The organism is Geodermatophilus amargosae (genome assembly GCF_041028265.1).
GTDB classification, from domain to species: Bacteria; Actinomycetota; Actinomycetes; order Mycobacteriales; family Geodermatophilaceae; genus Geodermatophilus; species Geodermatophilus amargosae_A.
Map to the genome: position 1 here is coordinate 85,852 of NZ_JABGCW010000017.1, position 26,997 is coordinate 112,848.

Below are 26,997 nucleotides of genomic sequence, written 5' to 3' on the forward strand. Positions count from 1 at the left end.
CTCGGCGCGACTCGGGCCATCGACCTCACGGTGGCCGGCACGTGCTCGCTGGAGGTCGACCGCTGTGAACCGCGCGCTGCGCGCCACCGTGATGGGTGCCCTCGTCCTCAGCCCGGTCGCGCTCGGCGCGTGCAGCGGCGGACAGGTCACCCAGACCGGCACCCAGGACCGCGACAAGGTCGGCCCCCAGGCGCAGGTGGAGGACATCCTGCTGCGCCAGGTGCTGCTCGCCTACCCCGAGGGCGGCCGGTACGAGGAGGGGGACGACGCCGAGCTGATCCTCACGATCGTCAACGCCTCGAACGCCGACGACACCCTCACCGGCATCGAGGGCGAGGGCTTCGACTCCGTGCAGGTCGCGGCGACCGGACCGACCCCCTCGCCGTCCTCGCCGGCGGGCGACCAGCCCACGGGCACCCCGGCGCCGGGCACCACCGGCGCCACCCCGGGGTCCTCCCCCTCCACGCCCGCCGCGCCGAGCGCGTCCCCCTCGGCGAGCACCCGGCTCGCGCTGGACCTCCCCGCCGACACCGCGCTCTACATCGGGCGCGAGGACGGCGCGACGATCGAGCTGCAGGGCCTCGGCGAGGAGCTGACGCCCGGGCAGACGCTGACCGTCACGTTCTCCTTCGAGCAGGCCGGGGAGATCACCACGCAGGTGCTGGTGGCCGGCCCGGAGGAGGCCATCGAGCGCCCCGAGCCGTTCGACTTCGAGGAGGGCACCGAGCAGGAGAACCCGGAGAGCGAGGAGGACACCGAGGCGGAGTGACGCCCCGGCAGCCCCCTGCGCCCCTCCTGCCCGCGCCTCCCCCGGGAGTGTCGGTGGCCGCACCTACCGTGGCGGCGTGCCCCCCTCCGGAGTGAAGTCCGCCCGCCCCGCCCACCGCTGCACCGAGTGCGGCTACGCGTCGGCGAAGTGGATGGGCAAGTGCCCGGAGTGCCAGGCCTGGGGCACCCTGCTGGAGGTCAGCGCCCCGGCGCCGGCCCTGCGCGCGGTCGCCGCGGGGCCGGTCACCGCACCGGCCCGCCCGATCGCCCAGGTCGAGCTCGCCGGCGCCCGCGCGGTCCCCACCGGGATCGCCGAGTTCGACCGTGTCCTCGGCGGCGGCCTGGTCCCCGGCGCCGTCGTGCTGGTGGCCGGCGAGCCCGGGGTGGGCAAGTCCACGCTGCTGCTCGAGGTCGCCCACCGGGTCGCCGCGGCCAACGGCCCCACGCTCGTGGTCTCCGGCGAGGAGTCCGCCGCGCAGGTCCGGCTGCGCGCCGAGCGGATCGACGCGCTGCACCCCCGGCTGTACCTGGCCGCCGAGACCGAGCTGTCGGCCGTCCTCGCCCACGTCGAGCAGGTGGGGCCCTCGCTGCTGGTCCTCGACAGCGTGCAGACCGTGCGCTCCCCCGCCGTCGACGGCACCGACGGCGGCGCCAGCCAGGTCCGCGCGGTCGCCACGGCACTGGCCGCCGTCGCCAAGTCCCGCGGGATGACCACGATCCTCGTCGGGCACGTCACCAAGGACGGCGCCATCGCCGGCCCCCGCGCGCTGGAGCACCTCGTCGACGTCGTCGTGTCCTTCGACGGCGAGCGGCACTCCACGCTGCGCCTGGTGCGGGCCACGAAGAACCGCTTCGGCCCGGCCGACGAGATCGGCTGCTTCGAGATCGGCGACGGCGGCGTGGTCGGGGTCCCCGACCCCTCGCACCTGTTCGTGTCCCGCCGCACCGCCTCGGTGCCCGGCAGTTGCGTCACCGTGACCATGGAGGGCAGCCGGCCGCTGCTCGCCGAGGTGCAGGCGCTGGTGGCCACGAGCGCCGGCGGCGGCTCCCCGCGCCGGGCGGTCAGCGGGCTGGACTCGCAGCGGGTGGCGATGGTCAACGCCGTCGTCGAGCGGCGGGGCGGCGTCCGCCTGGCCGACGCGGACGTCTTCGCCGCCTCGGTCGGCGGCGTGAAGATCGCCGAGCCCGCGGCCGACCTCGCGCTCGCGCTGGCCATCGCCTCGGCGTCCAAGGACACCCCGCTGCCCGAGGGCATGGTCGCGCTCGGCGAGGTCGGGCTGTCCGGCGAGATCCGGCGGGTCGGCGGCACCGGCCGGCGGCTGGCCGAGGCGGCCCGCCAGGGCTACCGGCTCGCGCTGGTGCCGCCGGACGCCGGCCAGGCCCCGCCGGGCATCCGGCTCATGGAGGTCCCCGACCTCGGCGCCGCGCTGGCCGGGCTCTTCCCCGGGTGAGCGGGGTCCCCGCTCCTCCCACCCCCCGCTCGCGACCGGGCGGCCGTCGTGCCACGTAGACTCAGCCGCCGTACCACGACGACGTCAGGAGCGCCCGTGCCCCCCGCTGTGGACTCCGAGGTCGCCCTGCGCGAACTCCTCGGCCGCATCGCCCCGGGGACCGCGCTGCGCGACGGCCTGGAGCGCATCCTGGCCGGCCGCACCGGCGCGCTGATCGTGCTCGGCTACGACCGGGTCGTGGAGTCCATCTGCACCGGCGGCTTCGCCCTCGACGTCGCGCTGTCGGCGACGCGGCTGCGCGAGCTGGCCAAGATGGACGGCGCGGTCATCCTGTCCTCCGACGGGCTGCGCATCGTGCGGGCCGGCGTGCACCTCATGCCCGACCCGACGGTGCCCACCGAGGAGTCGGGCACCCGGCACCGGACCGCCGAGCGGGTGGCCGTGCAGAGCGGGTTCCCGGTCATCTCGGTCAGCCAGTCGATGCACATCATCAGCGTCTACGTCGCCGGCCGGCGCTACACGCTCGAGCACCCGACGACGATCCTCGCCCGCGCCAACCAGGCCCTGGCCGCCCTGGAGCGCTACAAGCTGCGCCTCGACGAGGTCGCCAGCACCCTGTCGGCGCTGGAGATCGAGGACCTCGTCACCGTCCGCGACGCGGTGAGCGTCAGCCAGCGGCTGGAGATGGTGCGCCGCATCGCCGACGAGATCGAGGGCTTCGTCGTCGAGCTGGGCACCGACGGCCGGCTGCTGGCGCTGCAGCTCGACGAGATGCTCGCCGGCGTCGAGGAGGACCGCGCGCTGCTGGTGCGCGACTACCTGCCCGCCGCGGGCACCCGCCGGCCGCGCACCATCGAGGACGTGCTCACCGACCTGCGCACGCTGTCGGCCACCGAGCTGCTCGACCTGTCCGCCGTCGCCCGCTGCTACGGCCTGCCCACGTCGGCCGACGCGCTGGACTCCCCCGTCAGCCCGCGCGGCTACCGGCTGCTGGCACGGGTGCCGCGCCTGCCCGCCGCGATCATCGACCGCCTGGTCGACCACTTCGGCGGCCTGCAGAAGCTGCTGGCGGCCACCATCGAGGACCTGCTCGCCGTCGAGGGCGTGGGTGAGGCCCGCGCACGGGGCATCCGCGAGGGCCTGTCCCGGCTGGCCGAGACCTCGATCCTCGACCGCTACAGCTGAGCAGACCCCGTCCTCCTCGGGACGGGGCCGGTCAGACGATGGCGAGCACGGCGTCGGGACTGGTCTTCGCGTCCAGCCGGGCCCGCAGCACGTACTGACCCGGTGCCACCGCCACCCGCGGCACGGTGCAGCTCGGCTCGCTGGTCAGGCCGCTCCACGTCAGGGGGAACACCACCTGCTCGCCGGGCGCCAGCGTGCGCGTGTCGGCGCTCGTCTCGGGCTGGCAGTCGTTGCTGCCCCACACCCGCGCGCCCGCCGCGTCGAGCAGCACCATCTCCTGCAGCTGGGCGTCCAGCACCCGCGTGCACGGCACCGCCGCGGTGTTGGTGACGACCAGCTCGAACGTCGGCGCGGACCCCGCGGCGACGGTGCCCGGCGTGCGGACCTCCAGCGCGACGACGTCGTCGGAACAGGGCGCCCCGGCCTCCTGCACCGGGGCAGCCGGGGCGGCGGGGGCCGCGGGCTCGGCCGGTGCCGCGGTGGGCGGTGGCGTGGGGGTCAGGACGCCGGCCAGCGACGGGACCACGCGGTCGAGGGCGGGGGGCTCCGCGGACGACGACGAGGCGGCCTCGGAGGTCCCGGCGGCCGACGCGGCGCCCTCCGAGCCGGTCAGCAGCGCCACCCCGAGCCAGCTGCCGCCCCCGAGGACGGCCACCAGCAGCGCGAGGACCAGCAGCCGCCGTCTCCAGTAGACGGCGGCCGGCAGGGGCCCGACCGGGTGCAGCACGAAGGCGACCGTAGTCCGCACCTCCGAGCCGTCCCGAGGGGGCACGCCGTCGTCCGGGCCGGGCACACTCGACCCCCGTGAGCAGCACGCCCGGACTGGGGGACGCCCTCGTCGACTGGTACGACACCGCCGCCCGCGACCTGCCCTGGCGCAGGCCCGGCGTGGACCCGTGGGCGGTGCTCGTCAGCGAGGTGATGCTGCAGCAGACACCGGTGGCGCGCGTGGAGCCGGTGTGGGTCGACTGGATGGCCCGGTGGCCGGCGCCGGCCGACCTCGCCGCGGCCTCGCCGGCCGAGGTCATCCGCGCGTGGGGGAAGCTCGGGTACCCGCGGCGGGCGCTGCGGCTGCGCGAGACCGCCGTCGCGCTCACCGAGCGGCACGGCGGTGCCGTCCCTGTCGACGTGGCGGCCCTGGAGGCGCTGCCGGGCGTCGGCACCTACACCGCCCGGGCCGTCGCCTGCTTCGGCCACGGGACGCCCCAACCGGTCGTGGACACCAACGTGCGGCGGGTGGTGGCCCGGCTCGTGCACGGCCGCGCGGAGGCCGGGAACGCCCGGGCCTCCGACCTGGCCGACGTCGCGGCGCTGGCACCGGCCGGCCGGGAGCAGGCGTGCCGGTTCTCGGTGGCGGCGATGGAGCTCGGTGCGCTGGTCTGCGTGGCCCGCACCCCGCGGTGCGCCGTCTGCCCGGTGCGGGACCGTTGCGCCTGGCGGCTGGCCGGGTCCCCGGCGCACGACGGCCCGGCCCGCCGGGTGCAGCGCTTCGCCGGCACCGACCGCCAGGTGCGCGGGCGGCTGCTGGACGTGCTGCGGACCGCCGAGGGCCCCGTGGCGGCGTCCGCGCTGGACGGCGCCTGGGACGACGCCGTGCAGCGCTCGCGGTGCCTGGACTCGCTGCTGGCCGACGGGCTGGTCGAGCAGACCCCCGACGGCCGGTTCACCCTGCCGGCCTGAGCGCCGGCGCGGCCCGGAACGCGGCGAGGGCCGCCCCCCGCGGTGCGGGGGACGGCCCTCGTCGGGAGTGCTACCAGGTCACTCGGCCTTCTTCAGGCTGGTGCGCCCGTCGCCGTCCTCGTCGTCGCCGACGGCCAGGGCCACCGGCGGCGTGTCGGGCAGGTCGATCGGCTTGGCCTCGCCGCGGAAGGTGAACTTCGCGGTGGGGCCCTCGCCCTCGACGTCGACCACGATGATCTGACCGGCGGTCAGCTCGCCGTAGAGGATCTTCTCCGACAGCGCGTCCTCGATCTCGCGCTGGATGGTCCGGCGCAGCGGCCGGGCACCCAGCACCGGGTCGAACCCGCGGTGGGCCAGGAGCTTCTTGGCCTCCGTCGTGATCTCCAGCGCCATGTCCTTGTTCGCCAGCTGGCCCTCGACGCGGGCGACCATGAGGTCGACGATCTCGATGATCTCGTCCTCGGTCAGCTGGTGGAACACGACGATGTCGTCGATGCGGTTGAGGAACTCCGGCCGGAAGTGCTGCTTGAGCTCCTCGTTGACCTTGAGCTTCATCCGCTCGTAGTTCGACTGGGTGTCGTTGCCGACCTGGAAGCCCAGACCCACGGCCTTGGAGATGTCCCGCGTACCGAGGTTGGTGGTGAGGATCAGGATCGTGTTCTTGAAGTCCACGATCCGGCCCTGACCGTCGGTGAGCCGGCCGTCCTCCAGCACCTGCAGGAGCGTGTTGAACACGTCCGCGTGCGCCTTCTCGATCTCGTCGAAGAGGACCACCGAGAACGGCTTGCGCCGCACCTTCTCGGTCAGCTGGCCACCCTCGTCGTAACCGACGTAGCCGGGAGGGGCACCGACGAGCCGCGACACGGTGAACCGGTCGTGGAACTCGCCCATGTCGATCTGGATGAGGGCGTCGTCCTCACCGAACAGGAACTGCGCGAGCGCCTTGGCCAGCTCGGTCTTACCGACACCCGAGGGGCCGGCGAAGATGAACGAGCCACCGGGGCGGCGCGGGTCCTTGAGGCCCGCGCGGGTGCGCCGGATCGCCTGGCTGACGCTCTTGATGGCCTCTTCCTGGCCGATGATCCGCTTGTGGAGCTCGTCCTCCATCCGGAGCAGACGGGTCGTCTCCTCCTCGGTGAGCTTGAAGACGGGGATGCCGGTCCAGTTGGCCAGCACCTCGGCGATCTGCTCGTCGTCGACCTCGGCGACGACGTCCATGTCGCCGGCCTTCCACGCCTTCTCCCGCTCGGCCTTCTCGGCCAGGAGGGTCTTCTCCTTGTCGCGCAGCGACGCGGCCTTCTCGAAGTCCTGCGCGTCGATCGCCGACTCCTTCTCGCGGCGGATGCCGGCGATGCGCTCGTCGAACTCGCGCAGGTCCGGGGGCGCGGTCATCCGCTTGATCCGCATCCGGGCGCCGGCCTCGTCGATCAGGTCGATCGCCTTGTCGGGCAGGAAGCGGTCGGAGATGTAGCGGTCGGCCAGCGTCGCGGCGGCGACCAGGGCGCCGTCGGTGATGCTGATCCGGTGGTGCGCCTCGTAGCGGTCGCGCAGGCCCTTGAGGATCTCGATCGTGTGGGTGAGCGTCGGCTCGCCCACCTGGATCGGCTGGAAGCGGCGCTCGAGCGCGGCGTCCTTCTCCAGGTGCTTGCGGTACTCGTCGAGCGTGGTGGCACCGATGGTCTGCAGCTCACCGCGGGCCAGCATCGGCTTGAGGATGCTGGCGGCGTCGATCGCGCCCTCGGCGGCACCGGCACCGACGAGGGTGTGGATCTCGTCGATGAACAGGATGATGTCGCCGCGGGTGCGGATCTCCTTGAGCACCTTCTTGAGGCGCTCCTCGAAGTCGCCGCGGTAGCGCGACCCGGCGACGAGGGCGCCCAGGTCGAGGGTGTAGAGCTGCTTGTCCTTCAGCGTCTCGGGGACCTCGCCCTTGACGATCGCCTGGGCCAGGCCCTCGACGACGGCGGTCTTGCCGACGCCGGGCTCGCCGATGAGGACGGGGTTGTTCTTGGTCCGCCGCGAGAGCACCTGCATGACCCGCTCGATCTCCTTGGCCCGCCCGATGACCGGGTCGAGCTTGGAGTCGCGCGCGGCCTGGGTGAGGTTGCGGCCGAACTGGTCGAGCACGAGCGAGGTCGACGGCGTGCCCTCCGAGGGCCCGCCGGCCGCGGCCGGCTCCTTGCCCTGGTAGCCGGAGAGCAGCTGGATGACCTGCTGGCGGACGCGGTTGAGGTCGGCGCCCAGCTTCACGAGGACCTGGGCGGCGACGCCCTCGCCCTCGCGGATCAGGCCGAGCAGGATGTGCTCGGTGCCGATGTAGTTGTGGCCGAGCTGCAACGCCTCGCGCAGCGACAGCTCGAGCACCTTCTTCGCCCGCGGCGTGAAGGGGATGTGGCCGGACGGGGCCTGCTGGCCCTGGCCGATGATCTCCTCGACCTGCTGGCGGACACCCTCGAGCGAGATGCCGAGCGACTCGAGGGCCTTGGCAGCGACGCCCTCACCCTCGTGGATCAGGCCCAGGAGGATGTGCTCGGTGCCGATGTAGTTGTGGTTGAGCATCCTGGCCTCTTCCTGCGCCAGGACGACCACCCGTCGGGCTCGGTCGGTGAACCGTTCGAACATCTGCTGCTTCTCCTCTGACCGGCTGGTCCGGCACTGCCCTCCCCGTTCGTGGGGAGGAGCACCCGACGTCCGTCGGCGCGCTGGGGCACCGGTCTTTCCACTGTAGTCACGGACCACGCCGTCCCGTCGGTGTCGGCCGGCGGTGCGGTGGGTGGCTGTCCCGTCCAACCGATGGTGGACGGGCGGTGTTCCGATCCCGTTACGCCGACAGCGGACGGCGCCACCGGCAGGGCCAGCCTCCCGCCTCCACCCCGGCCACGTGCCGGGTCACCTCGCGTGGAGCCGAAACCCGTCGGCCCGCGGGAGGGGACGCTGCGCGCCCCCGCCACGCGGGCCGACCGCCGACTGCGTCGGCGTGGTGGACGGCCCCCTCGCAGGGGCCCACCCCGAGCGGAGCGAGGGGTGGGGGGCGAGGGGACCCTCAGGTCAGTGGGCGGCCTCGTAGGCGTCGACGACGCTGGCCGGGATGCGCCCGCGGTCGCTGACGTTGTGGCCGTTCTTGCGGGCCCAGTCGCGGATCGCGCCGGCCTGCTCGCGGTCCATCCGCCCGCCGCCGCCGGTGGCGCGGGACTTGCCGGCACCGGAGGCGCGGCCTCCGCCACGGCCGACCTTGCGGGCGGCCTGCACGTAACGGGAGAAGGCGTCGCGCAGTTCCTTCGCGTTCTTGTCGGACAGGTCGATCTCGTAGCTGGTCCCGTCGAGCGAGAAACTCACCGTCTCGTCGGCGGGGACCTCCTCGTCGAGGTCGTCACTCAGGATCACCTGGACCTTGCGCGCCATTCTGTCTTCCTCACTCCCTATCGGCCCCCGTGGCCGTACGAACAATGCCGTTCTGATGGACGACGTGCACATTCCACCACAGAATCGCCGCCCGACGGAGAGACGGGACGGTGGGTCGCCCATTCCGGGGAGGAATCGGCGACAACGGCTCGCCGTGTTTCAGGAAATGGGACGCACCAAAGGGAACAGGATCGTCTCTCTGATGCCGAGACCGGTCAGCGTCATCATGAGCCGGTCGATGCCCATGCCGACGCCGCCACTGGGCGGCATCCCGTACTCGAGCGCCTCGAGGAAGTCCTCGTCGAGGACCATCGCCTCGGGGTCGCCGGCCGCCGCCAGCAGCGCCTGCTGGGTGAACCGCTCGCGCTGCACCACCGGGTCGACGAGCTCCGAGTACCCGGTGCCGCGCTCCAGCCCGCCGATGTAGAGGTCCCACTTCTCCGCCAGACCCGGAGTGGACCGGTGGGCGCGGGTCAGCGGCGAGGTGTCGACCGGGTAGTCGACGACGAACGTCGGCGCCTGCAGCGAGTCCTGCACCAGCGCCTCGAACAACTCCTCGACGACCTTCCCGGGCAGCCACGCCGGGTCGACGCCGACGTCGTGGCGCGCGGCCAGCTCCCGCAGCCGCTCGACCGGCGTCCCGGGGGTGACCTCCTCACCGACGGCGTCGGAGACCAGCGTGTACAGCGGCACCTGCGGCCACTCCCCCGACAGGTCGACCTCGGTGCCGTCGTGGTGGCGGGCGACGTGGTCGCCGAACAGGGCCGCGCAGCACTCCTGGACCAGTTCCCGGGTGGTGCGCGCCATCCCCTGGTAGTCCGACCAGGCCTCGTAGAACTCGAGCATCGCGAACTCCGGTGAGTGCGAGCTGTCGGCGCCCTCGTTGCGGAAGTTGCGGTTGATCTCGAAGACCTTCTCCAGCCCGCCGACGATGCACCGCTTGAGGAACAGCTCGGGTGCGATGCGCAGGTACAGGTCGAGGTCGAAGGCGTTCATGTGCGTGCGGAACGGCCGCGCCGCCGCGCCGCCGTGCACGGTCTGCAGCATCGGCGTCTCGACCTCGAGGAACCCGCGGCCGGTGAGCCCGGCGCGCAGCGCCGTCGTCACCTGGGCCCGCTGCCGCACCGTGCGGCGCGCCTCGTCGCGGACGATGAGGTCGACGTAGCGCCGGCGGACCCGCAGCTCCTCGCTCATCGGCTTGTGCGCCACCGGCAGCGGCCGCAGCGCCTTGGCCGCCATCTGCCAGGAGTCGGCGAAGACCGACAGCTCGCCGCGGCGGGAGGTGCCCACCTCGCCGGTGACGAGGACGTGGTCGCCGAGGTCGACGTCGGCCTTCCACGCGGCCAGGGCCTCCTCGCCCACCCGGTCGCGGGAGAGCATGACCTGCAGCTCGGCGTCGCCCTCGCGCAGCGTGGCGAAGCAGAGCTTGCCGGTGTTGCGGCTGAAGATCACCCGGCCGGTGACGCCGACCTTCCCGCCGGTCATGGTGTCCGGCGGCAGGTCGGGGTGGTCGGCGCGGACGTCGGCCAGCGCGGTGGTGCGCTCCAGCGTGACCGGATAGGGGTCGGCGCCGGTCTCGCGGAGGCGGTCGAGCTTGGCGCGGCGGACCCGGAGCTGTTCGGGGAGCTCGTCGTCCGGGGAGCCCGGGGGTTCGTCGGTCACGGCGCCCGAGCCTACGGCCGTGGGCCGCACCACCTCCGGCGCACTACCGGCGGCCGGGGGCCTGCTGCCGCTCGAAGGCCAGCCGCAGGCCGTGCACCGTCAGGTCGGGCTCGCGCTCGCCGATGGTCCGGCAGCTGTCGGCCACCAGCGGCGCCAGTCCCCCGGTGGCGACGACGACCGGCGGGTCGCCGAACTGCGCCACGAGCTCGCCGGCGATCCGGCCGACCAGCCCGTCGACCAGGCCGGCGAAGCCGAGCACCACCCCGGACTGCAGCGCGGCGACGGTGTTCTTGCCGATGGCCTGCGAGGGGACGGTGAGCTCCACCGACCGCAGCTGGGCCGCGCGGGTGGCCAGGGCCTCCAGGCTCACCTCGAGGCCGGGCGCCAGCGCGCCGCCGAGGAACTGCCCGTCCGGGCCGACGGCGTCGACGTTGGTGGAGGTGCCGAAGTCGACGACGACGACCGGCCGGCCGCCGCCGTCGGGGGTGCGGCCGAACAGCTCGTGGGCGGCCAGCGCGGTGACCACGCGGTCGGCGCCGACCTCGCGCGGGTTGTCCACGTGCAGGGGGACGCCGGTGCGCACGCCGGGGCCGATGAGGACGACCGGGACCTCGAGGGAGTCCAGCAGCCGGCGCAGTGCGGGCAGCAGCGCCGGCACGGTGGAGCAGGCGGCCACGCCGGTGACCTCGGTGTCGCGCAGCAGCCCGCGCCACAGCATCCGCAGCTCGTCGGAGGTGGCCCGCGGGTGCGTCGTCACGCGCCAGCACCCGACCCGCTGCGCGCCGTCGAAGGTGGCGAGCACGGTCTGGCTGTTGCCGACGTCGACGGTGAGCAGCACCGGGCTCAGCTCCGCAGGTCGAGCGCGAGGTCGAGGATCGGCGAGGAGTGCGTGAGCGCGCCGACGGAGAGGAAGTCCACGCCGGTCCCCGCGACCTCGCGGGCGACGGCGAGGGTCAGCCCGCCGGTGGCCTCCAGCTCCGCGCGGCCGCCCACGAGCGCCACCACCTCGCGCAGCGTCGCGGTGCCCATGTTGTCCAGCAGCAGGAAGTCCGCGCCGGCCTCGACCGCCTCCAGCGCCTGCGCGGGGGTGTCGGCCTCCACCTGCACCGGCACCCGCGGCGCTCGCTCGCGCACGGCGGCGACGGCGGCGGCCACCGAGCCCGCGGCGGCGACGTGGTTGTCCTTCACCATCGCGACGTCGTAGAGGCCCATCCGCTTGTTCGACCCACCGCCGCAGCGCACGGCGTACTTCTCCAGCGGCCGCAGGCCCGGGGTGGTCTTCCGGGTGTCCAGGACGGCGGCGCCGGTGCCCTCGACGGCGTCGACCCAGGCGCGGGTGGCGGTGGCGATGCCGCTGGCCCGGCTGGCGATGTTCAGCGCGCTGCGCTCGGCGGCCAGCAGCGCCCGCACCGGCCCGCGGATCGACAGCAGCACGTCGCCGCGGCGCACCCGGTCGCCGTCGGCCGCGCCCGCGGTGAGGGTGGCGCCGGGGGCCAGCCGGGTGAACACGCGCGCGGCCACCGGCAGGCCGGCGGCGACGCCGTCGGCGCGGGCGACGAGGTCGGCGGTGCCGTACTGCGCCGGCGGCACGGTGGCGGCGCTGGTGACGTCGAGCGCGACGGCCAGGTCCGGAGCGCTGGGCAGCACCGCACCGCCGGCGAGGTCCTCGGCCAGCGTGCGCTCGACCAGGTCCTCGACCCAGCCCTCCGACAGCCCGGTGCCCTCCAGCGACCGCGGGTCCACCGCGTCCCGGCTCACCACGGCGGCACCGCCGGCGTGCCCACGGGGCGCCGGTCCAGGCACAGCGCGCCGTCGGCGTCGAGCCGGACGTCGAGGTGCACCCGCCAGTCGGCCTCGGTGTCGGGGTGGTCCTCGCGCCAGTGGCAGCCGCGGGTCTCCCGGCGGGCGGTGGCGGCGGCGGTGAGGGCGCTGGCGACGGTGAGCAGGTCGGTGGCCTCCCAGCTCGCCACGCCCGGCGCGGCGCCGGGGCCGTCGGCCAGCCCGGCGGCGAGCGCGCGCAGCTGCGCGGTGGCCTCGGCCAGGCCGGTGCCCGACCGCAGCGCGGCCACCCGGCCGGACATGGTCTCGGTGACCGCTCGCCGCCCGGCCGGGTCGAGCAGCCCGGAGGTCCCGGCGACGGCCGCGCGCGCCGGCATCGCCGGCGGCAGGGACCGGGCGAGCTCGTCGCCGATGCGGGCGGCGAAGACCAGGCCCTCGAGCAGCGAGTTCGACGCCAGCCGGTTGGCGCCGTGCACGCCGGTGCACGCCACCTCCCCGCAGGCGTACAGGCCGGGGACGGTGGTCCGCCCGGCGAGGTCGGTGACCAGGCCGCCGGAGGCGTAGTGCGCGGCGGGCGTGACCGGCACCAGGTCGGTGGCCGGGTCGACGCCGGTCGCCCGGCAGCTGGCCACGATCGTCGGGAAGCGGTGCTCGATCCCCGGGATCGACCGGGCGTCGAGCCAGACGTGGTCCACGCCGTCGCGCAGCTGCACGCGGGTGATCGCCTTGGCCACGACGTCGCGCGGCGCGAGCTCGGCCAGCGGGTGGACGCCGACCATGAACCGCTCCCCCGCGTCGTCGCGGAGCACCGCGCCCTCGCCGCGCAGCGCCTCGCTGACCAGCGGCTGCTGCCCGCGGGCGTCCGGGCCGAGGTAGAGCGACGTCGGGTGGAACTGGACGAACTCCAGGTCGGTGGCCACGGCGCCGGCGCGCAGGCCCAGGGCCACGCCGTCGCCGGTGGACACCGGCGGGTTCGTCGTCGCGGCGTAGACCTGCCCCATCCCGCCGGTGGCCAGCACGACCGCGCGGGCGCGGACCGCGCCGACGCCGTCCTCGGTGCCCTCGCCCAGGACGTGCAGGGTGACGCCGGCGGCGCGGCCGGCGTCGTCGGCGAGCAGGTCGAGCACCATCGCGTGTTCGACGAGCGTGATGCCGGGGTCGCTGCGGACGGCGGCGTGCAGCGCGCGCTGCACCTCCGAGCCGGTGGCGTCGCCGCCGGCGTGCACGATCCGGTCGGCGGAGTGCCCGCCCTCGCGGGTGAGCAGCAGCCGGCCCGACGGGTCGCGGTCGAAGGCCGCGCCCCAGTCGATGAGCTGGTGCAGCCGCGCCGGCCCCTCGGTCACCAGCGCGGAGACCGCGTCGGGCTCGCAGAGCCCGACGCCGGCGACCTCGGTGTCGCGCGCGTGCGCCTCCGGGGTGTCGGCGGGGTCGAGCACGGCGGCGATGCCGCCCTGCGCCCAGCGGGTCGAGCCGTCGTCGACCCGGACCTTGGTGACGACGGCGACCGACAGCCCCGCCGCCCGCGCGTGCAGCGCGACGCACAGGCCCGCGACGCCGGAGCCGACGACGCAGACGTCGGCCGACAGCTCCCACCCGGGCGCCGGGGCGGCCAGCCGCGTGGGCAGGCCGACGACGGGCGCCAGCGTCGTCACCGGACGGGGACGCCGAGGTCGCTGCGCCGCTGGTCGGTCGCCCCGGGCACCGGCGCCGAGGGGTCGCCGCCCAGCTCGACGACCCGGTTGGCGCCGTCGACGTGCACGACCTTCGGGATGTGGGACTTGGCCTCGGTCTCGTCCATCAGGCCGTAGCTGATGAGGATGACCAGGTCGCCGGGGTGCACCAGGTGCGCGGCGGCGCCGTTGATGCCGATGACGCCGCTGCCGCGTTCGCCGGGGATGACGTAGGTCTCCAGCCGGGCGCCGTTGGTCACGTCCACGATCGCCACCTGCTCGCCGGGGATGAGGTCGGCGGCGTCGAGCAGGTCCTCGTCGATCGTCACCGAGCCGACGTAGTGCAGGTCGGCCTGGGTCACCGTCGCCCGGTGGATCTTGGACTTGAGCATCGTGCGCATCATCGGGGCTCTCCCAGGGTGACGGGGACGTTGTCGAGGAGTCGGGTGCTGCCGGCGCGGGCGGCCAGCAGGAGCCGGGCGGGGCCGGCCGCCGGCGCGGGACCCAGGTCGGGGTCGGTGAGCTCGAGGTAGTCGGGCACCAGCTCGGGCGCGCCGGCCAGCACCTCCCGGGCGGCGGCGAGGACGGCGCCGGTGCCCTGCGGGCCGGCCTCCGCCCCGGCTCGCAGCGCCCGGTTCAACGCCGCGGCGCGGGTCCGCTCTTCCGGCGCCAGGTAGCGGTTGCGGCTGGACAGGGCCATCCCGTCGTCCTCACGGACGGTGGGCACGCCGACGACCTCCACCGGCAGGGCCAGCTCGCGCACCATCGCCCGGACCAGCGTCAGCTGCTGGTAGTCCTTCTCGCCGAAGAGCGCGAGGTCGGGCCGGGCCAGGCCGAACAGCTTCGCGACGACGGTCAGCACGCCGGCGAAGTGCCCCGGGCGCACCGCCCCCTCCAGCACGCTGCCGAGCGGGCCGGGGTCGACGGTGACGCCGAGCGCGCCGGGCGGGTAGACCTCGTCGACCGGCGGGTGGAAGACGACGTCGGCGCCCTCCTCGGTGAGCGCGGCGAGGTCGGCGTCCCAGGTGCGCGGATAGCGGTCGAGGTCCTCGCCGGCGCCGAACTGCGTCGGGTTGACGAAGACCGACACGACGACGCTGCCGGCGCGCTCCCGGGCGGCGCGGACCAGCGCGCGGTGCCCCTCGTGCAGGGCGCCCATGGTGGGGACCAGCGCCACCGGCCCGGGCAGCCCGGCGACCAGGTCCCGGAGCTCCGCGGCCGTCTCGGCGACGGCCGGTCGGGTGCTCGTGGTCACCGGGAGCCCGCAGGATCAGTCGGGGTGGCGGGGTGGGCAGGAGGCAGGGCCTCGTGGAGCAGGTCGAGCAGCGGCGCGCCCTCGTGCCGCTTGAGCCGCCCGGCGGCCAGCGCGCGCTCGGTGGTCCGCTGCGCCATCGCGACGTAGGCGGCCACCGACTCCGGCGCCCGGTCGGTGAGGGTCTCGAGGTGGTCGGCCACCGTGCCGACGTCGCCGCGGCTGACCGGGCCCGTCAGCCCGCGGTCGCCGCGGCGCAGGCCGTTGTCCAGCGCGGCGGTCAGCAGCGGGGTGAGCACCCGGGCCGGGGCGTCGACGCCGGCCTGGCGCAGCAGGTCGGCGGCCTCGGCGACCAGGGTGACCAGGTGGTTGGCGCCGGTGACGAGCGCGGCGTGGTAGAGCCGCCGGTCGGTCTCGGCGACGAAGAACGGCTCGCCACCCATCTCCAGGACCAGGGTCTCGGCGACGGGACGGTGCTCGGGGCGGCTGGTGACGCCGAACGGGGCGCCGGTGAGCCGGTCGGCGTCCTCGGGGGCGCCGGTGAAGGTCATGGCCGGGTGCAGGGCCAGCGGGAGGACGCCGGCCTGCTCCGCGGGGGCGAGGGCGGCCAGGCCGTGCGCGCCGGAGGTGTGGAAGGCCAGCTGGCCGGCGCGCCAGGAGCCGGTCTCCGCGAGGCCGGCGACCAGGCCGGGCAGCGTGTCGTCGGGAACGGCCAGGACCACGAGGTCGGCGGCGGCGACCACCTCGTCGGCGGGCAGCAGCGGGGTGCCGGGCAGCAGCCGGGCGGCGCGCTCGGCGGAGGCGGTGGAGACGCCGGAGGCGGCGACCACGTCGTGGCCGGCGGCGGCGAGGGCTGCTCCGAGGACGGCGCCGACGCGGCCGGCGCCGACGACTCCGATCCGGAGCCGGGCGGGGGCGCTGGCGGCGGGCGGGAGCCCGGCAGCGCGGGGGGTCCTGCGGGCAGCAGGCATCGGGACACTCCTCGTTCCAGTCCCTGGCGGGTACCGGACTCGGTGGGTCGGGCCGACGACACCGGCGGCCCCGGGTGGTGCTGGTCCTGCTGGGTGGAGCGGGTGGTGCGCGGTTCCGGCGGGCCGTCCGCTGCGACCGGGATGTGTCACGCGGGCGATGCGCCGAAGGCGAGTGTGGAACCGCCTGGGGCCCCCTGCAACGCAGCGGCACTGTGGGGTGCCTCACGCGCTCCCCCGGGAGGGGGCCGGGAGCGGCCGTGCGGGCCCGCCCTACCGTGTGCGGCGGCACCGGCGCCGGGGCCGGCCGACACCGACAGGAGCGCGACGTGGGCACGTTCGAGGGACGCACCGCACTGGTCACCGGCGGCAGCCGCGGCATCGGGCTGGCCATCGCCCGCAGCCTGGTCGACCGCGGGGCGCGCGTGGTGCTCACCGCCCGCAAGCCGGAGGCGCTCGAGGAGGCCGTGACGGCGCTCGGCGGGCCGGAGGTCGCCGTCGGCGTGCCGGGCAACGCCGGGGACCCCGCCCACCGTGCCGAGGCGGTGCGCACCGCGATCGAGCGCTTCGGCCGCCTCGACCACCTCGTGGGCAACGTGGGGATCAACCCGGTCTACGGCCCGATGGTCGACCTCGAGCTCGACGCCTTCCGCAAGATCCTCGACACCAACGTCGTCGGCACGCTCGGGCTGGTGCAGGAGGCCTGGCGGGCGTGGATGGCCGAGCACGGCGGCTCGGTGCTCGTCGTCGCGTCGGTGGCCGGGCTCAAGGCCTCGCCGAACATCGCCGGCTACGGCGTGAGCAAGGCCGCGCTGATCAACCTGGTCACCCAGCTGGCCGTCGAGCTCGGCCCGAAGGTGACGGTCAACGCCGTCGCGCCGGCCGTGGTCAAGACCCGCTTCGCCGGAGCGCTGTACGAGGGCCGCGAGGAGGAGGCCGCCCGCGCCTACCCCGCCGGGCGGCTCGGCGAGCCCGAGGACGTCGGTGAGGCCGCGGCCTACCTGCTCGGCGCCGGCTGGGTCACCGGCCAGACCCTGGTGCTCGACGGCGGCGCGCTGTCCCGCGGGCCGGCCTAGCGCTCCTCGCGGTAGCGCCGGCGCCGGCCGCCGGGGGTGACCCCGCTCTCGGCGAGGATCTCCGCCAGGCGCGCGGCGCCGGCGTCCTCGTCGTCCTGCGGGAGGGGGGCCGCGTACCCGCCGTGGCCCGCGGCGGCGGCGTGCACGGTGGGCCGCTCGACGGTCAGCTGCTCGACCGGCGGCGGCAGGTCGGTGCGGCGGCGCCGCGGGGCGCCCGCGTCCACGGGGACCGGGGGCGGGGTGAGCACGCGGGCGACCGGCTCGGGTTCCGGGGACACGACCGGGACGGCCACCGTCGCCGGGGTCACCACGGCCGGGGCCTCGGGGGTCCCGGGCCAGCCACCGAGCTCGCGCGTGACGCCGGCGTGCCAGGCCGCCGCGGTGGCGGGCTCCAGCGGCTCGCGCCCACCGCGCACGGACTGGGTCCGCATGACCACGCGCTCGACGTGCATCTCGCCCGCGTGGTGCACCTCACCGGCGTGCCGCTCGGTCAGCTCGGCGCGCAGCCGGCCCACGTCGGCGCGCAACCCGGCCAGCTCGGCGAGGTCGCCGCGGAGTCCGGCCAGCTCGGCCAGGTCGGCCCGCAGCGCACCGACCGCGGCGACCTCCGTGCGCAGGGCGTCGAGGCCGGTGAGGTCCCGGCGCAGCCCGGCCAGCTCGCTGCGCAGGCCCTCGAGCTCGCGGCGCACCGCGGCCTCCGCCTCGCGGACCTGCAGCTCCGGCTCGGGTTCGGGCTCGGGACGCCGTCCGGCGGCGAAGGCGGCACCCAGGCAGGCCCAGGCGACGGCGACCACGGCCACGCGCAGCACCTGCGGGTCGTCGGACAGGAAGACGACGGCCGTGGCCGCGACGGCAGCCGCACAGCCGACCAGCAGCCCGGCGACGCGCATCCGTCCCCCCGTCCGCATGGTCCTCAGGGTAACGCTGAGCGAGCCCCCGACTCCGGCACGGAACGGTCGCGTGCCGGAGCGGGGGCTCGCTCGGTCGTGCCGGGGGCGCGGTCAGCCCCGGGCGAGGGCGCCGTCGGAGCTGAAGACCAGGCCCAGGGAGACCTCGCCCTGCGTGATGGCGGCCTTGGTGGCCGGGCCGCCGGCGTCGAACTCGCGGAACTCGGCGAACGTCAGGCCGTAGGTCTCCTCGAGGCCCGGCTGGCAGAACGGCCGGGTCGGGCACTCGGCCGGCCCGCCGAGGACCAGCGACCCGTCGCCGCACGCGTCGGCAAGCTCGGAGAGCGTGGTCACGCCGAGCTGGTCGGCGAACTCCTGCGTCACGGCGAAGGCGTTCTGGTCGGCGGCCTCCGACGGCGTGCCGAAGGTCAGCCCGACCTGGTCGGCCAGCGGCTGCAGCGCGTCGCGGGTGGCCTGCGCGTCACCACTGGCGATCGGCGTCGGGTTGGCGCCGTTGACCTGCGCGTTGAGCGCCTCGGTCACGGTGGCCAGGTACTCGGGGAAGACCTGCAGGTCGGTGCCGGAGATGAGCGCCGGCAGGTACAGGTCGCGGTTGCCGACCTCGCGCACGGAGGCGTCGAAGCCCGCGGCCCGCAGCACCCCCGCGTAGATGTTCCCCAGGATCGTCGACTCGGTGAAGTTGCCGGCGCCCACGACGACCGGCCCGCTGCCCTGCTCCAGGCCGTCGGTGACGCCGCTGTCCTCGACCCACGCGGCCGCGACGTCCTCGGCGCTCTGCCGCTGCAGGTCGACGGCGGCGTTCATGTCGATGAGCTGCTCGGTGGTCAGCGCGGCGGAGACCGCGTCGAGCGCCGGGACCAGCGCCGGGTTCGCCGCGGCGGTGGCCGCGGTGATCGCCGGCACGATGTTGTCGGCGTTCTGCAGCTCCTGGTCGTCCTCCAGGACGACCAACTGGTCGCCCGGCACGGGGGCGCAGGCGTCGCCGCTGGCGGCCGAGCCGCTGGTACCCGAGGAGCCGCCGGTCCCCGACGAGCCGGACTCGCCACAGGCGGCGGTCAGCAGGAGGCCGGTGAGCAGGAGAGGTGCGAGAGCGCGCTGCTTGCGCATGGTGGTCCGCCTTCTGTGTCCCGTGCGGCGTGCGGCCGCGACGCGTGTCTGGCGGGGGTGGCCCGCGCGGCACATGCAACCCCTGCGGCTTCTGCCCCGGCAATCGCGGCACGGATGTGTTGCGCGGTCGTTACACGGTCGCCGTCAGGAGGGGACCCCGCTCACAGCAGGACGCCGCTGGCCGTGGGTTCCGGAACCGCTCCGGCTCCGGACGTCGTCCTGACCTGCAGGAACGGCAGCCGCCGGGGTCCCGGGGTGACCAGCCAGGACAGCGTCGCCAGCACCAGCTCGGTGAACAGCGCCAGGCCCGCCACGAGGATCGCGCCGGCGATCATCACGCCGTAGTCCTGCTGGCCGAAGCCGAGGTTGATCAGCCGGCCCAGCCCTCCCCCGCCGACCAGCGCGGCCAGTCCCGCCGTCGCCACCACCTGCACCGCCGCGGTGCGGATGCCGGTGGTCACCAGCGGGAGGGCCAGCGGCAGCTCGACGCGGCCGAGGACCTGGGCGCGGCTCATGCCCATCCCGCGCGCCGCCTCGCGGACCTCGGCGTCCACACCGCGGAAGCCGACGAAGGTGTTGGTCAGGATCGGCGGGATCGCGAACACCGCCAGCGCGATGGTCGTCGCGCGGTTGCCGAAGCCGATCGGGCTGACGGCGAACAGGGTGAGCAGCGCGAGCGTGGGGATGGCCCGGCTGACGTTGGACAGGACGACGACCAGGCCCGCGCCGCGGCGCGCCGTGCCGAGGGCGACGCCGATCGGCAGCGCCACGACCATCGCCGCCAGCACCGCGACGGCGGAGATGCCGACGTGCTCCAGCGTCAGGTCGGTGATGCCGTTGGGCCGGCTCCAGTTGAACGGGTCGTTGAGGTAGGTGATCGCCCGCGAGAAGTCGTTCACGTCCGCACCGCCCGCGCCCAGGGGGTCAGCACCCGCTCCGCCCCGGCCAGCAGGACGTCGGCCAGCAGCGCGAGCAGCACGCAGCCGACCGCGCCGGTGACGATCTCGGCGCGGTAGAAGTTCGCCGCGAACCCGCCGGTGATGAGCTGTCCCAGGCCGCCGTGGCCGACCAGGACGCCGACCGTCGTCAGCGCCACCGTGGACACCGTGGCGATCCGCAGCCCGGCCATGAACGCCGGCAGTGCGAGCGGCAGGTCCACCCGCCAGAACGTCTGGGCGGCCGAGAGCCCCATCCCCCGCGCCGCCTCGCGGACGTCGGCGGGGACGCCCTGCAGGCCGGCGAGGAAGTTCCGCACGAGGATCACCAGCGAGTACGCGACCAGGCCGATCAGCACGGTGTTCGACGACAGCCCCGTGAACGGCACGAGCAGCGCGAACAGCGCCAGCGACGGGATCGTGTAGACGATCGTGGACAGGCCCAGGACCGGCGCCGACAGGTAGCGGCTGCGCCGCGCGAGCAGCGCGAGCGGCAGCGCGATGAGCGCGCCGATGACCACCGCGAGCACGGTGAGCCGCACGTGCTCACCGGTGTAGGTCAGGATGGAGTCCCAGTTGTCGGTCACGTAGGACGGGTCGAACCACGGGTTCGGGGCCTCGTCCACCGCGAGCAGCCCCACCGCGGGGTCGCTCACCGCGTCCAGCAGAGGGCGCGTACCCAGGGAGGTCACCCGGTGGACGCTACTGCCGCGAGCGGTCCGGAGGGCAGCACGGGCGCTGCACAGGAGATCGGCCTGGAGGGGGTCAGCAAGACCTACGCCGACGGCACGGTCGGCGTCGAGCGGCTGGACCTGACCTTCGCCGCCGGTGAGCTGTCGGTCCTCGTCGGCCCCTCCGGCTGCGGCAAGACCACGACGATGAAGATGATCAACCGGGTGATCGAGCCGACGACGGGGCGGATCCTGCTCGACGGCGAGGACGTCACCCGCGTCGACCCCGACCGGCTGCGCCGCCGGATCGGCTACGTCATCCAGAACGTCGGGCTCTTCCCCCACCAGACCGTCCGGGACAACGTGGCGACGGTCCCTCGGCTGCTGGGCTGGGACAAGCGGCGCACCCGCGAGCGGGTCGACGAGCTGCTGTCCACCGTGGGCCTCGACCCCGCCGTCCACGGGAAGCGTTACCCGGCCCAGCTCTCCGGTGGCCAGCGGCAGCGGGCCGGCGTGGCGCGGGCACTGGCGGCCGACCCCGCCGTCCTGCTGATGGACGAGCCGTTCTCCGCCGTCGACCCGGTGGTCCGCGAGCGGCTGCAGACGGAGTTCCTGCGGCTGCAGGAGACGGTGCGCAAGACCATCGTCTTCGTCACCCACGACATCGAGGAGGCCGTGCGGATCGGTGACCGGATCGCGGTCATGAGCACCGGCGGCCGGGTCGAGCAGTTCGCGCCGCCCGCCGAGCTGCTCGGTCGCCCGGCCAGCCCGTTCGTGGCCGACTTCGTCGGTGCCGACCGCGGCCTCAAGCGCCTGGCGGTCACCGGCATCAGCGCCGACGACCTCGAGCGCCCGCCGGTGGTGCACGTGGCCGACGGCCTGGCCGACGCCCGGGCCTCGCTGCAGACCACCGGCGCCCGGTGGGCGGTCGTCCTCGACGACGACAACCGGCTGCACGGCTGGCTGTCGGCCGACCGGGCCTCCGGCGCGGGCACGGTGGGCTCGGCGGCGCGGAGGATGGAGGCCTGGGTGCCGGCCGGCGCGACGCTCAAGACCGCCTTCTCCACGATGCTGCAGCACGAGGCCGGCTGGGTGGCGGTGCTCGACGGCGACGTCTTCCTCGGGGTGCTGACGCCGGAGTCCCTGCACGCCGCGCTGCGCCGCTCGGTCGACGGCACGGTCCCGGAGACCGCCGGCGCCGCGGTGCCCGTCCGGGGCTGACACCCAGGCGCGGGGACCTCAGGCGCGGGCACCGTCCCCGGGCCGCCGGTCGTCGCGCTCCTCCGGGGGCACGCGGCACACCGACTCGAGCCACAGCGCGGCCGCGGTCAGCGCCGCGGCGCACAGCACGCCGACGACGGCGGTCACCGTGTCGTCGCCGGCCGCCCGGAGCCGGGGGACCGCCGGCCCGACGTGCAGCAGCACCCCCGCCCAGACGCCGACGAAGGCCGCCCCCACGAAGGCGCTGGCCTGGGCGAGCACCGCCAGCCGGGCCACCAGCATCGGCTCGACCGGGCGTACCAGCGGCCCGGCCGGGTCGGCGGTCAGGGCCGTCTCCCCGCTGCGGGCCGAGCGCCGGGCGGCCCGCTCGGCGGCCAGGCGGGCGCGCAGCGTGTGGGCACCGAGCGCCTCGGCGACGGCCAGCACCGCGAGCGGGAGCGGCAGCCACCAGCGCAGCGGCGGCAGGCTGCCGTAGGTCGCGCGGACCAGCAGCCAGGCGGCCAGCGCCAGCCCGGCCGCCACGACGACCAGGTCGCGGCGGTTCACCGGCCTCACCCTGCAGCCCCGCGTGAGCTCGCGAGCTCGCTCACCGAAGGTGCTCCCACGTCACGACCGCGGCGACGTCGTCGGCCGGCAGCGCGGCGACCAGGTCGGCGACCCGGCCGTGCCCGGGCAGCACGGCGGTGGGGTCCAGCGACAGCCACGGGACCAGCACGAACGCCCGCTCGTGCGCCCGGGGGTGCGGCAGCGTGAGGGCCGGGTCGTCGGAGACCACCGGCGTCCCGTCGTCGGTGGTCACCGTGACGACGTCGACGTCGAGGGTGCGCGCCCCCCACCGCACCTCGCGGGTGCGGCCGGCGGCCTGCTCGAGCTCCTGCGCGCGGGCCAGCCAGGCGGCGGCGTCGCGGTCGCCACGGACGAACACCACGGCGTTGAGGTACGGCGGCTGGTCGACCGGCCCCCACGGCGGCGTCTCGTACAGCGTGGAGCGGGCGACCAGGCCGTCGGCCCGGAGCGCCTGCACCGCCGTGCGCAGGGCGCGGGCGCGGTCACCGAGGTTGGCGCCCAGGGACAGCACCGCGCGCGTCATGCCCGTTCCCGCCGGATGGTGACGGTGACGTCGTCGACGGGGACGCCGAGGTCGGCCTGCGGCTTGTGCACGGTGATCTCGGCGGCCTGGACCAGCCGGTCGGCGAGGCAGACGTCGACCAGCCGCTGGCACAGCGTCTCGAGCAGGTCGACCGGGTCGCCGGTGAGGACGGCGTGCAGCCGCTGGGCCAGCTCGGCGTAGTCCACCGTCTTCATCAGGTCGTCGCCCGCCGCGGCGGGTGCGGTGTCGAGCTCCAGGACGGCGTCGACGGAGAAGGTCTGGCCGTTCTCCCGCTCGACGTCGTAGACGCCGTGGTGGGCGTGCGCGGTCAGGCCGCGGACGGCGATCCGGTCGGGGGTGGCGCGGTCAGTCACGGCGGGCCTCCTCGCGGGCGTGCTGGACGGCGGCCACCGTGCGGACCGCGTCGGCCGAGCCCGCGGCGTCGTGCACCCGCACGCCCCAGGCGCCGGCCTCGGCGGCCAGGACGGTGGTGGCCAGGCTGGCGGCGTCCCGCTCCGGCGCCGGGCGCAGGGCGCCGTCGGGCCCGGCGAGCAGGCGGCCGAGGAAGGACTTGCGGGAGGCGCCGACGAGGACCGGCAGGCCGAGGGACACCACGCGGGGCAGCGCGGCCATCAGCGCCCAGTTGTGGGCCGCCTGCTTGGCGAAGCCGAGGCCGGGGTCGAGGACCAGCTGGGCGGCGTCCACCCCCGCCGACAGCGCGGCGTCGACCCGGGCGGACAGCTCTGCGCAGACCTCCGCGACGACGTCGTCGTAGCGGGCGTGGGCGTGCATCTCCCGGCTGTGGCCACGCCAGTGCATGAGCACCCACGGGACCCCGGCGTCGGCGACCAGCGCGGCCATCCCGCCGTCGGCCAGGCCGCCGCTGATGTCGTTGACCAGCACGGCGCCGGCCTCCATCGCCGCTCCGGCGACCTCGGTGCGGGTGGTGTCGACGCTGACCCGGACGCCGGCGGCGGTCAGCTCCCGGACGACGGGCACCACGCGGCGGCGCTCCTCGGCGGCGTCGACGCGGCCGGCGCCGGGGCGGGTGGACTCACCGCCGACGTCGACGTAGTCGGCGCCGGCCGCGGTCATCGCCAGGCCGTGCGCGACCGCGGAGCTGGTGTCGGCGAAGCAGCCGCCGTCGGAGAAGGAGTCGGGCGTGACGTTGAGGACGCCCATGACCACGCACCGGCCCGGGTGCAGCAGCTCGGCGCGCTGCCCGCTCACCGGCCCAGGACGAGGCTCATCGCCTCGGCGCGGGTGGCCGCGTGGTCGCGGAACATGCCGCGGACCGCCGAGGTGACCGTCGTCGAGCCGGGCTTGCGGATGCCGCGCATGCCCATGCACAGGTGCTCGGCCTCGACGACGACGATCACGCCGCGCGGCTCGAGGTGCTCGTCGAGGGCGTCGGCGATCTGCCGGGTCATGCGCTCCTGCACCTGCGGCCGGCGCGCGTAGACGTCGACCAGGCGGGCGAGCTTGGACAGCCCGGTGACCCGGCCGTGCTCACCGGGGATGTAGCCGACGTGCGCGGCGCCGTGGAAGGGCACCAGGTGGTGCTCGCAGGTCGAGTACATCGGGATGTCCTTGACCAGGACCATCTCGTCGTGGTCCTCGTCGAAGCCCGTCGCGAGCACCTCGGCCGGGTCCTGCCACAGGCCGGCGAAGGTCTCGGCGTAGGCCCGGGCGACCCGGGCGGGGGTGTCGCGCAGCCCGGGTCGGTCCGGGTCCTCACCCACCGCCAGCAGGAGCTCCCGGACGGCGGCCTCGGCCCGCGCGGTGTCGACCTGCGACCGGTCCGCGCGGACCTCGCCCTCCGCGACCGGCCTCATCTCTGGGCAGGGGCGCCGACGTCACCGACCGGGTTGGTGCCGCCCTTGAGCAGGCCGTTGCCGTTGCCGACGCCGTGCTGGCCGACGGCGGTCGCGCCGTGCCCGTTGCCGTTGGACTGCGCGGCGAGCTCGGCGGGGGTGAGGATCGGCGGCTGGTCCGACGGCGTCCGCTTGCCGAAGCCGTTGTAGGGCGCCAGCGCCGGCCGCTTGGTGACCGGCGCGCAGATGCGGGCCATGTCCTCGCGGGAGAGGGTCTCGCGCTCCATCAGCTCGAGCACGAGCTGGTCGAGCACCGCCCGGTACTCCACCAGGATCTCCCACGCCTCGTCGTGCGCGGCCTCGATGAGCGCGCGGACCTCCGCGTCGATGTCGGCGGCGACGGCCTCGGAGTAGTCCGGCCGCGAGCCCATGTCCCGGCCGAGGAACGGCTCGGAGTCGGTGCTGCCGTACTTGACCGCGCCCAGCTTGGCGCTCATGCCGTACTGGGTGACCATCGAGCGGGCCATCGAGGTGGCCTTCTCGATGTCGTTGCCGGCGCCGGTCGTCGGCTCGTGGAAGACCAGTTCCTCGGCCGCGCGCCCGCCGAGGGCGTAGGCCAGGGTGTCGATCATCTCCGAGCGGGTCTGGGTGTACTTGTCCTCGGTCGGCAGGACGAGCGTGTGCCCGAGCGAGCGGCCGCGCGGCAGGATCGTCACCTTGTGCACGGGGTCGAGGTTGGGCAGCGCGTGCGCCACCAGGGCGTGGCCGCCCTCGTGGTAGGCGGTGACCTTCTTCTCCTTCTCGCTCATCGCCCGCGTCTTGCGCTCGGGGCCGGCGATGACGCGGTCGATCGCCTCCTCGAGCGTGGCGTCGTCGATGACCGAGCCGCCGTGGCGGGCGGTGAGCAGAGCGCCCTCGTTGAGGACGTTGGCCAGGTCCGCGCCGGTGAAGCCGGGCGTGCGGCGGGCGACGGTCTCGAGGTCGACGTCGGGAGCGAGCGGCTTGCCCTTGGCGTGCACCTGGAGGATCTGCTTGCGGCCCTGCAGGTCGGGCCGGTCGACGGCGATCTGCCGGTCGAAGCGGCCCGGGCGCAGCAGCGCGGGGTCGAGGATGTCCGGCCGGTTGGTGGCGGCGATCATGATGACGCCGCCCTTGACGTCGAAGCCGTCCATCTCGACGAGCATCTGGTTGAGCGTCTGCTCGCGCTCGTCGTGGCCGCCGCCCATGCCGGCGCCGCGGTGCCGGCCGACGGCGTCGATCTCGTCGACGAAGATGATCGCCGGGGCGTTGGTCTTGGCCTGCTCGAACAGGTCGCGCACCCGGCTGGCACCGACGCCGACGAACATCTCGACGAAGTCCGAGCCGGAGATGGAGAAGAACGGCACCCCGGCCTCGCCGGCCACCGCGCGGGCGAGCAGGGTCTTGCCGGTCCCGGGCGGGCCGAACAGCAGCACGCCCTTCGGGATCTTGGCGCCCACGGCCTGGAACTTGACCGGGTTGGCCAGGAAGTCCTTGATCTCCTGCAGTTCCTCGATGGCCTCGTCGGCGCCGGCGACGTCGGCGAACGTCGTCTTCGGGGTGTCCTTGGTGATCTGCTTGGCCTTGGACTTGCCGAAGGCCATGACGCCGCGGCCGCCGCCCTGCATGGAGTTGAACAGCCAGAACAGCAGCAGCAGGAGGATCAGGAACGGCAGGAAGCTGATGAGGACGCTGACGAGGACGTTGTCCTGCGTGACGTTCGTCGTGAAGTCGACGCCGTCACCGCTGGCCTGCCCGTCGCCGTCGATCCCGGAGACCAGGGAGAAGACGTCGTCGGAGGCCCCGATCGGGTACGACGCGGTGATCTGGTCGTTGCCGTCGACGGCCGTGCGCAGGTCGAGGTCGAGGGTCTGTTCCTTGTCGTTGATCGTGACCGTCTCGACGTTGCCGTCCTGGATCTGCTGCAGGGCGACCGACGTCTTGACCTGCTCGTAACTGGAGCCGCCACCGAGGAAGGAGGACAGACCGAGGGCCACCAGGACGACGAGCACGACCCAGAACCACACGGAGCGGAAGATCTTCTTGCGTTCCATACACCGATGCCGGGCAGCCGGAGGGGCTCCGGCCTGGCCCGTCGACCCTCCTGATCGTCCGGGTGACGCTCCGCGCGACCCGGGCGGGCACCCTGGCGCTCGGTCCAGCGTCGTTGCGGTCGACGGTACACCGGGGAGGCTGCCGGTCCCTGGTGATCGGGCCGCCCGCGGGCCTGCCGATCCCCCCTCCGGATGACCCGCCCGGCAGGGCGGTGTCGTGCCCGAGTGGGGCCCGGAGGGCTCCGCGACGGGTGCGGCGCGGGGCTCAGCGCGACCGGGGACGGCA

Annotated in this window: 26 protein-coding genes; 6 read left to right on the forward strand and 20 right to left on the reverse strand. The window is 75.0% G+C overall.

Features of this window, described 5'->3' with window-relative positions; translation table 11 throughout:
• Positions 1 to 64 precede the first annotated feature (64 nt).
• From HLV61_RS19925 to disA, 3 genes are all read left to right on the forward strand, one after another.
• The gene (locus HLV61_RS19925) at positions 65 to 769 is read left to right on the forward strand and encodes a hypothetical protein (protein ID WP_369258568.1); all 705 of its coding nucleotides are present in this window, start codon (positions 65 to 67) and stop codon (positions 767 to 769) included.
• Positions 770 to 845: 76 nt separating this feature from the next.
• Positions 846 to 2,219, forward strand: a complete 1,374-nt coding sequence (radA, locus tag HLV61_RS19930) for a DNA repair protein RadA (protein WP_369258570.1) — start codon at positions 846 to 848, stop codon at positions 2,217 to 2,219.
• Between the two features lie 96 nt (positions 2,220 to 2,315).
• A complete protein-coding gene (disA, locus tag HLV61_RS19935) occupies positions 2,316 to 3,404 on the forward strand; it encodes a DNA integrity scanning diadenylate cyclase DisA (RefSeq protein WP_369258572.1) in 1,089 nt (362 codons plus the stop codon).
• A gap of 31 nt (positions 3,405 to 3,435) precedes the next feature.
• Here disA and HLV61_RS19940 read toward each other — a convergent pair whose 3' ends face one another.
• The gene (locus HLV61_RS19940; protein ID WP_369258573.1) at positions 3,436 to 4,131 is read right to left on the reverse strand and encodes a MucR family transcriptional regulator; all 696 of its coding nucleotides are present in this window, start codon (positions 4,129 to 4,131) and stop codon (positions 3,436 to 3,438) included.
• Positions 4,132 to 4,208: 77 nt separating this feature from the next.
• On the opposite strand from HLV61_RS19940, the gene HLV61_RS19945 reads away from it, so the two are divergent.
• Positions 4,209 to 5,084 carry an A/G-specific adenine glycosylase gene (locus tag HLV61_RS19945; protein WP_369258575.1) on the forward strand — a complete coding sequence of 292 codons (876 nt, stop codon included), beginning with the start codon at positions 4,209 to 4,211 and terminating at the stop codon, positions 5,082 to 5,084.
• Positions 5,085 to 5,162: 78 nt separating this feature from the next.
• On the opposite strand, the gene HLV61_RS19950 is transcribed toward HLV61_RS19945, so the two are convergent.
• The 9 genes from HLV61_RS19950 to HLV61_RS19990 all read right to left on the reverse strand — a co-directional run bounded on the left by HLV61_RS19950 (position 5,163) and on the right by HLV61_RS19990 (position 15,820).
• On the reverse strand, positions 5,163 to 7,706 hold the full coding sequence (locus tag HLV61_RS19950; RefSeq protein ID WP_369258577.1) for an ATP-dependent Clp protease ATP-binding subunit: 2,544 nt from the start codon (positions 7,704 to 7,706) through the stop codon (positions 5,163 to 5,165).
• Between the two features lie 426 nt (positions 7,707 to 8,132).
• Complete coding sequence (locus tag HLV61_RS19955; RefSeq protein ID WP_369258579.1) at positions 8,133 to 8,486, reverse strand: histone-like nucleoid-structuring protein Lsr2; 354 nt, start codon at positions 8,484 to 8,486, stop codon at positions 8,133 to 8,135.
• Between the two features lie 159 nt (positions 8,487 to 8,645).
• Positions 8,646 to 10,148: a lysine--tRNA ligase gene (gene lysS / locus HLV61_RS19960; RefSeq protein WP_369258581.1), complete on the reverse strand. Its 1,503-nt coding sequence runs from the start codon at positions 10,146 to 10,148 to the stop codon at positions 8,646 to 8,648.
• 43 nt (positions 10,149 to 10,191) lie between these two features.
• Positions 10,192 to 10,986, reverse strand: coding sequence for a type III pantothenate kinase (locus HLV61_RS19965; protein WP_369258583.1), 795 nt, complete (start codon positions 10,984 to 10,986; stop codon positions 10,192 to 10,194).
• Positions 10,987 to 10,991: 5 nt separating this feature from the next.
• Positions 10,992 to 11,906: a carboxylating nicotinate-nucleotide diphosphorylase gene (gene nadC / locus HLV61_RS19970; RefSeq protein ID WP_369258585.1), complete on the reverse strand. Its 915-nt coding sequence runs from the start codon at positions 11,904 to 11,906 to the stop codon at positions 10,992 to 10,994.
• Positions 11,903 to 13,579 (reverse strand): L-aspartate oxidase, encoded by a 1,677-nt coding sequence (locus HLV61_RS19975; RefSeq protein WP_369258586.1) that lies wholly within the window; start codon positions 13,577 to 13,579, stop codon positions 11,903 to 11,905. Before HLV61_RS19975 ends, nadC begins: the two co-directional genes overlap by 4 nt.
• Positions 13,576 to 14,001: an aspartate 1-decarboxylase gene (gene panD / locus HLV61_RS19980; protein WP_369258588.1), complete on the reverse strand. Its 426-nt coding sequence runs from the start codon at positions 13,999 to 14,001 to the stop codon at positions 13,576 to 13,578. The genes HLV61_RS19975 and panD overlap by 4 nt, the downstream gene beginning before the upstream one ends.
• The gene (gene panC / locus HLV61_RS19985; RefSeq protein WP_369258590.1) at positions 13,998 to 14,852 is read right to left on the reverse strand and encodes a pantoate--beta-alanine ligase; all 855 of its coding nucleotides are present in this window, start codon (positions 14,850 to 14,852) and stop codon (positions 13,998 to 14,000) included. The genes panD and panC overlap by 4 nt, the downstream gene beginning before the upstream one ends.
• On the reverse strand, positions 14,849 to 15,820 hold the full coding sequence (locus HLV61_RS19990; protein WP_369258592.1) for a Rossmann-like and DUF2520 domain-containing protein: 972 nt from the start codon (positions 15,818 to 15,820) through the stop codon (positions 14,849 to 14,851). The genes panC and HLV61_RS19990 overlap by 4 nt, the downstream gene beginning before the upstream one ends.
• A 326-nt stretch (positions 15,821 to 16,146) precedes the next feature.
• Between HLV61_RS19990 and HLV61_RS19995 the strand changes: the two genes are divergently transcribed.
• Positions 16,147 to 16,893, forward strand: a complete 747-nt coding sequence (locus HLV61_RS19995) for an SDR family oxidoreductase (RefSeq protein ID WP_369258594.1) — start codon at positions 16,147 to 16,149, stop codon at positions 16,891 to 16,893.
• Here the strand turns inward: HLV61_RS19995 and HLV61_RS20000 are convergent.
• The 4 genes from HLV61_RS20000 to HLV61_RS20015 form a co-directional block, all read right to left on the reverse strand.
• On the reverse strand, positions 16,890 to 17,801 hold the full coding sequence (locus tag HLV61_RS20000; RefSeq protein WP_369258596.1) for a hypothetical protein: 912 nt from the start codon (positions 17,799 to 17,801) through the stop codon (positions 16,890 to 16,892). The genes HLV61_RS19995 and HLV61_RS20000 overlap by 4 nt on opposite strands.
• Positions 17,802 to 17,894: 93 nt before the next feature.
• Positions 17,895 to 18,908 carry a glycine betaine ABC transporter substrate-binding protein gene (locus HLV61_RS20005; protein WP_369258598.1) on the reverse strand — a complete coding sequence of 338 codons (1,014 nt, stop codon included), beginning with the start codon at positions 18,906 to 18,908 and terminating at the stop codon, positions 17,895 to 17,897.
• A 161-nt stretch (positions 18,909 to 19,069) separates the two neighbouring features.
• Positions 19,070 to 19,807, reverse strand: coding sequence for an ABC transporter permease (locus HLV61_RS20010; RefSeq protein ID WP_369258599.1), 738 nt, complete (start codon positions 19,805 to 19,807; stop codon positions 19,070 to 19,072).
• Complete coding sequence (locus HLV61_RS20015) at positions 19,804 to 20,535, reverse strand: ABC transporter permease (protein WP_369258601.1); 732 nt, start codon at positions 20,533 to 20,535, stop codon at positions 19,804 to 19,806. The genes HLV61_RS20010 and HLV61_RS20015 overlap by 4 nt, the downstream gene beginning before the upstream one ends.
• Before the next feature lie 3 nt (positions 20,536 to 20,538).
• On the opposite strand from HLV61_RS20015, the gene HLV61_RS20020 reads away from it, so the two are divergent.
• Positions 20,539 to 21,735: an ABC transporter ATP-binding protein gene (locus HLV61_RS20020; protein WP_369258603.1), complete on the forward strand. Its 1,197-nt coding sequence runs from the start codon at positions 20,539 to 20,541 to the stop codon at positions 21,733 to 21,735.
• A gap of 18 nt (positions 21,736 to 21,753) precedes the next feature.
• Here HLV61_RS20020 and HLV61_RS20025 read toward each other — a convergent pair whose 3' ends face one another.
• The 6 genes from HLV61_RS20025 to ftsH are packed head-to-tail and all read right to left on the reverse strand — an operon-like array spanning position 21,754 to position 26,711.
• Positions 21,754 to 22,281, reverse strand: a complete 528-nt coding sequence (locus HLV61_RS20025) for a DUF3180 domain-containing protein (protein WP_369258605.1) — start codon at positions 22,279 to 22,281, stop codon at positions 21,754 to 21,756.
• Between the two features lie 40 nt (positions 22,282 to 22,321).
• Complete coding sequence (gene folK, locus HLV61_RS20030) at positions 22,322 to 22,825, reverse strand: 2-amino-4-hydroxy-6-hydroxymethyldihydropteridine diphosphokinase (RefSeq protein ID WP_369258607.1); 504 nt, start codon at positions 22,823 to 22,825, stop codon at positions 22,322 to 22,324.
• The gene (gene folB / locus HLV61_RS20035) at positions 22,822 to 23,199 is read right to left on the reverse strand and encodes a dihydroneopterin aldolase (protein ID WP_369258609.1); all 378 of its coding nucleotides are present in this window, start codon (positions 23,197 to 23,199) and stop codon (positions 22,822 to 22,824) included. Before folB ends, folK begins: the two co-directional genes overlap by 4 nt.
• Positions 23,192 to 24,055: a dihydropteroate synthase gene (gene folP / locus HLV61_RS20040; protein WP_369258611.1), complete on the reverse strand. Its 864-nt coding sequence runs from the start codon at positions 24,053 to 24,055 to the stop codon at positions 23,192 to 23,194. Before folP ends, folB begins: the two co-directional genes overlap by 8 nt.
• On the reverse strand, positions 24,052 to 24,660 hold the full coding sequence (gene folE, locus HLV61_RS20045; protein WP_369258613.1) for a GTP cyclohydrolase I FolE: 609 nt from the start codon (positions 24,658 to 24,660) through the stop codon (positions 24,052 to 24,054). The genes folP and folE overlap by 4 nt, the downstream gene beginning before the upstream one ends.
• Complete coding sequence (gene ftsH / locus HLV61_RS20050; RefSeq protein ID WP_369258615.1) at positions 24,657 to 26,711, reverse strand: ATP-dependent zinc metalloprotease FtsH; 2,055 nt, start codon at positions 26,709 to 26,711, stop codon at positions 24,657 to 24,659. The genes folE and ftsH overlap by 4 nt, the downstream gene beginning before the upstream one ends.
• Positions 26,712 to 26,997 lie beyond the last annotated feature (286 nt).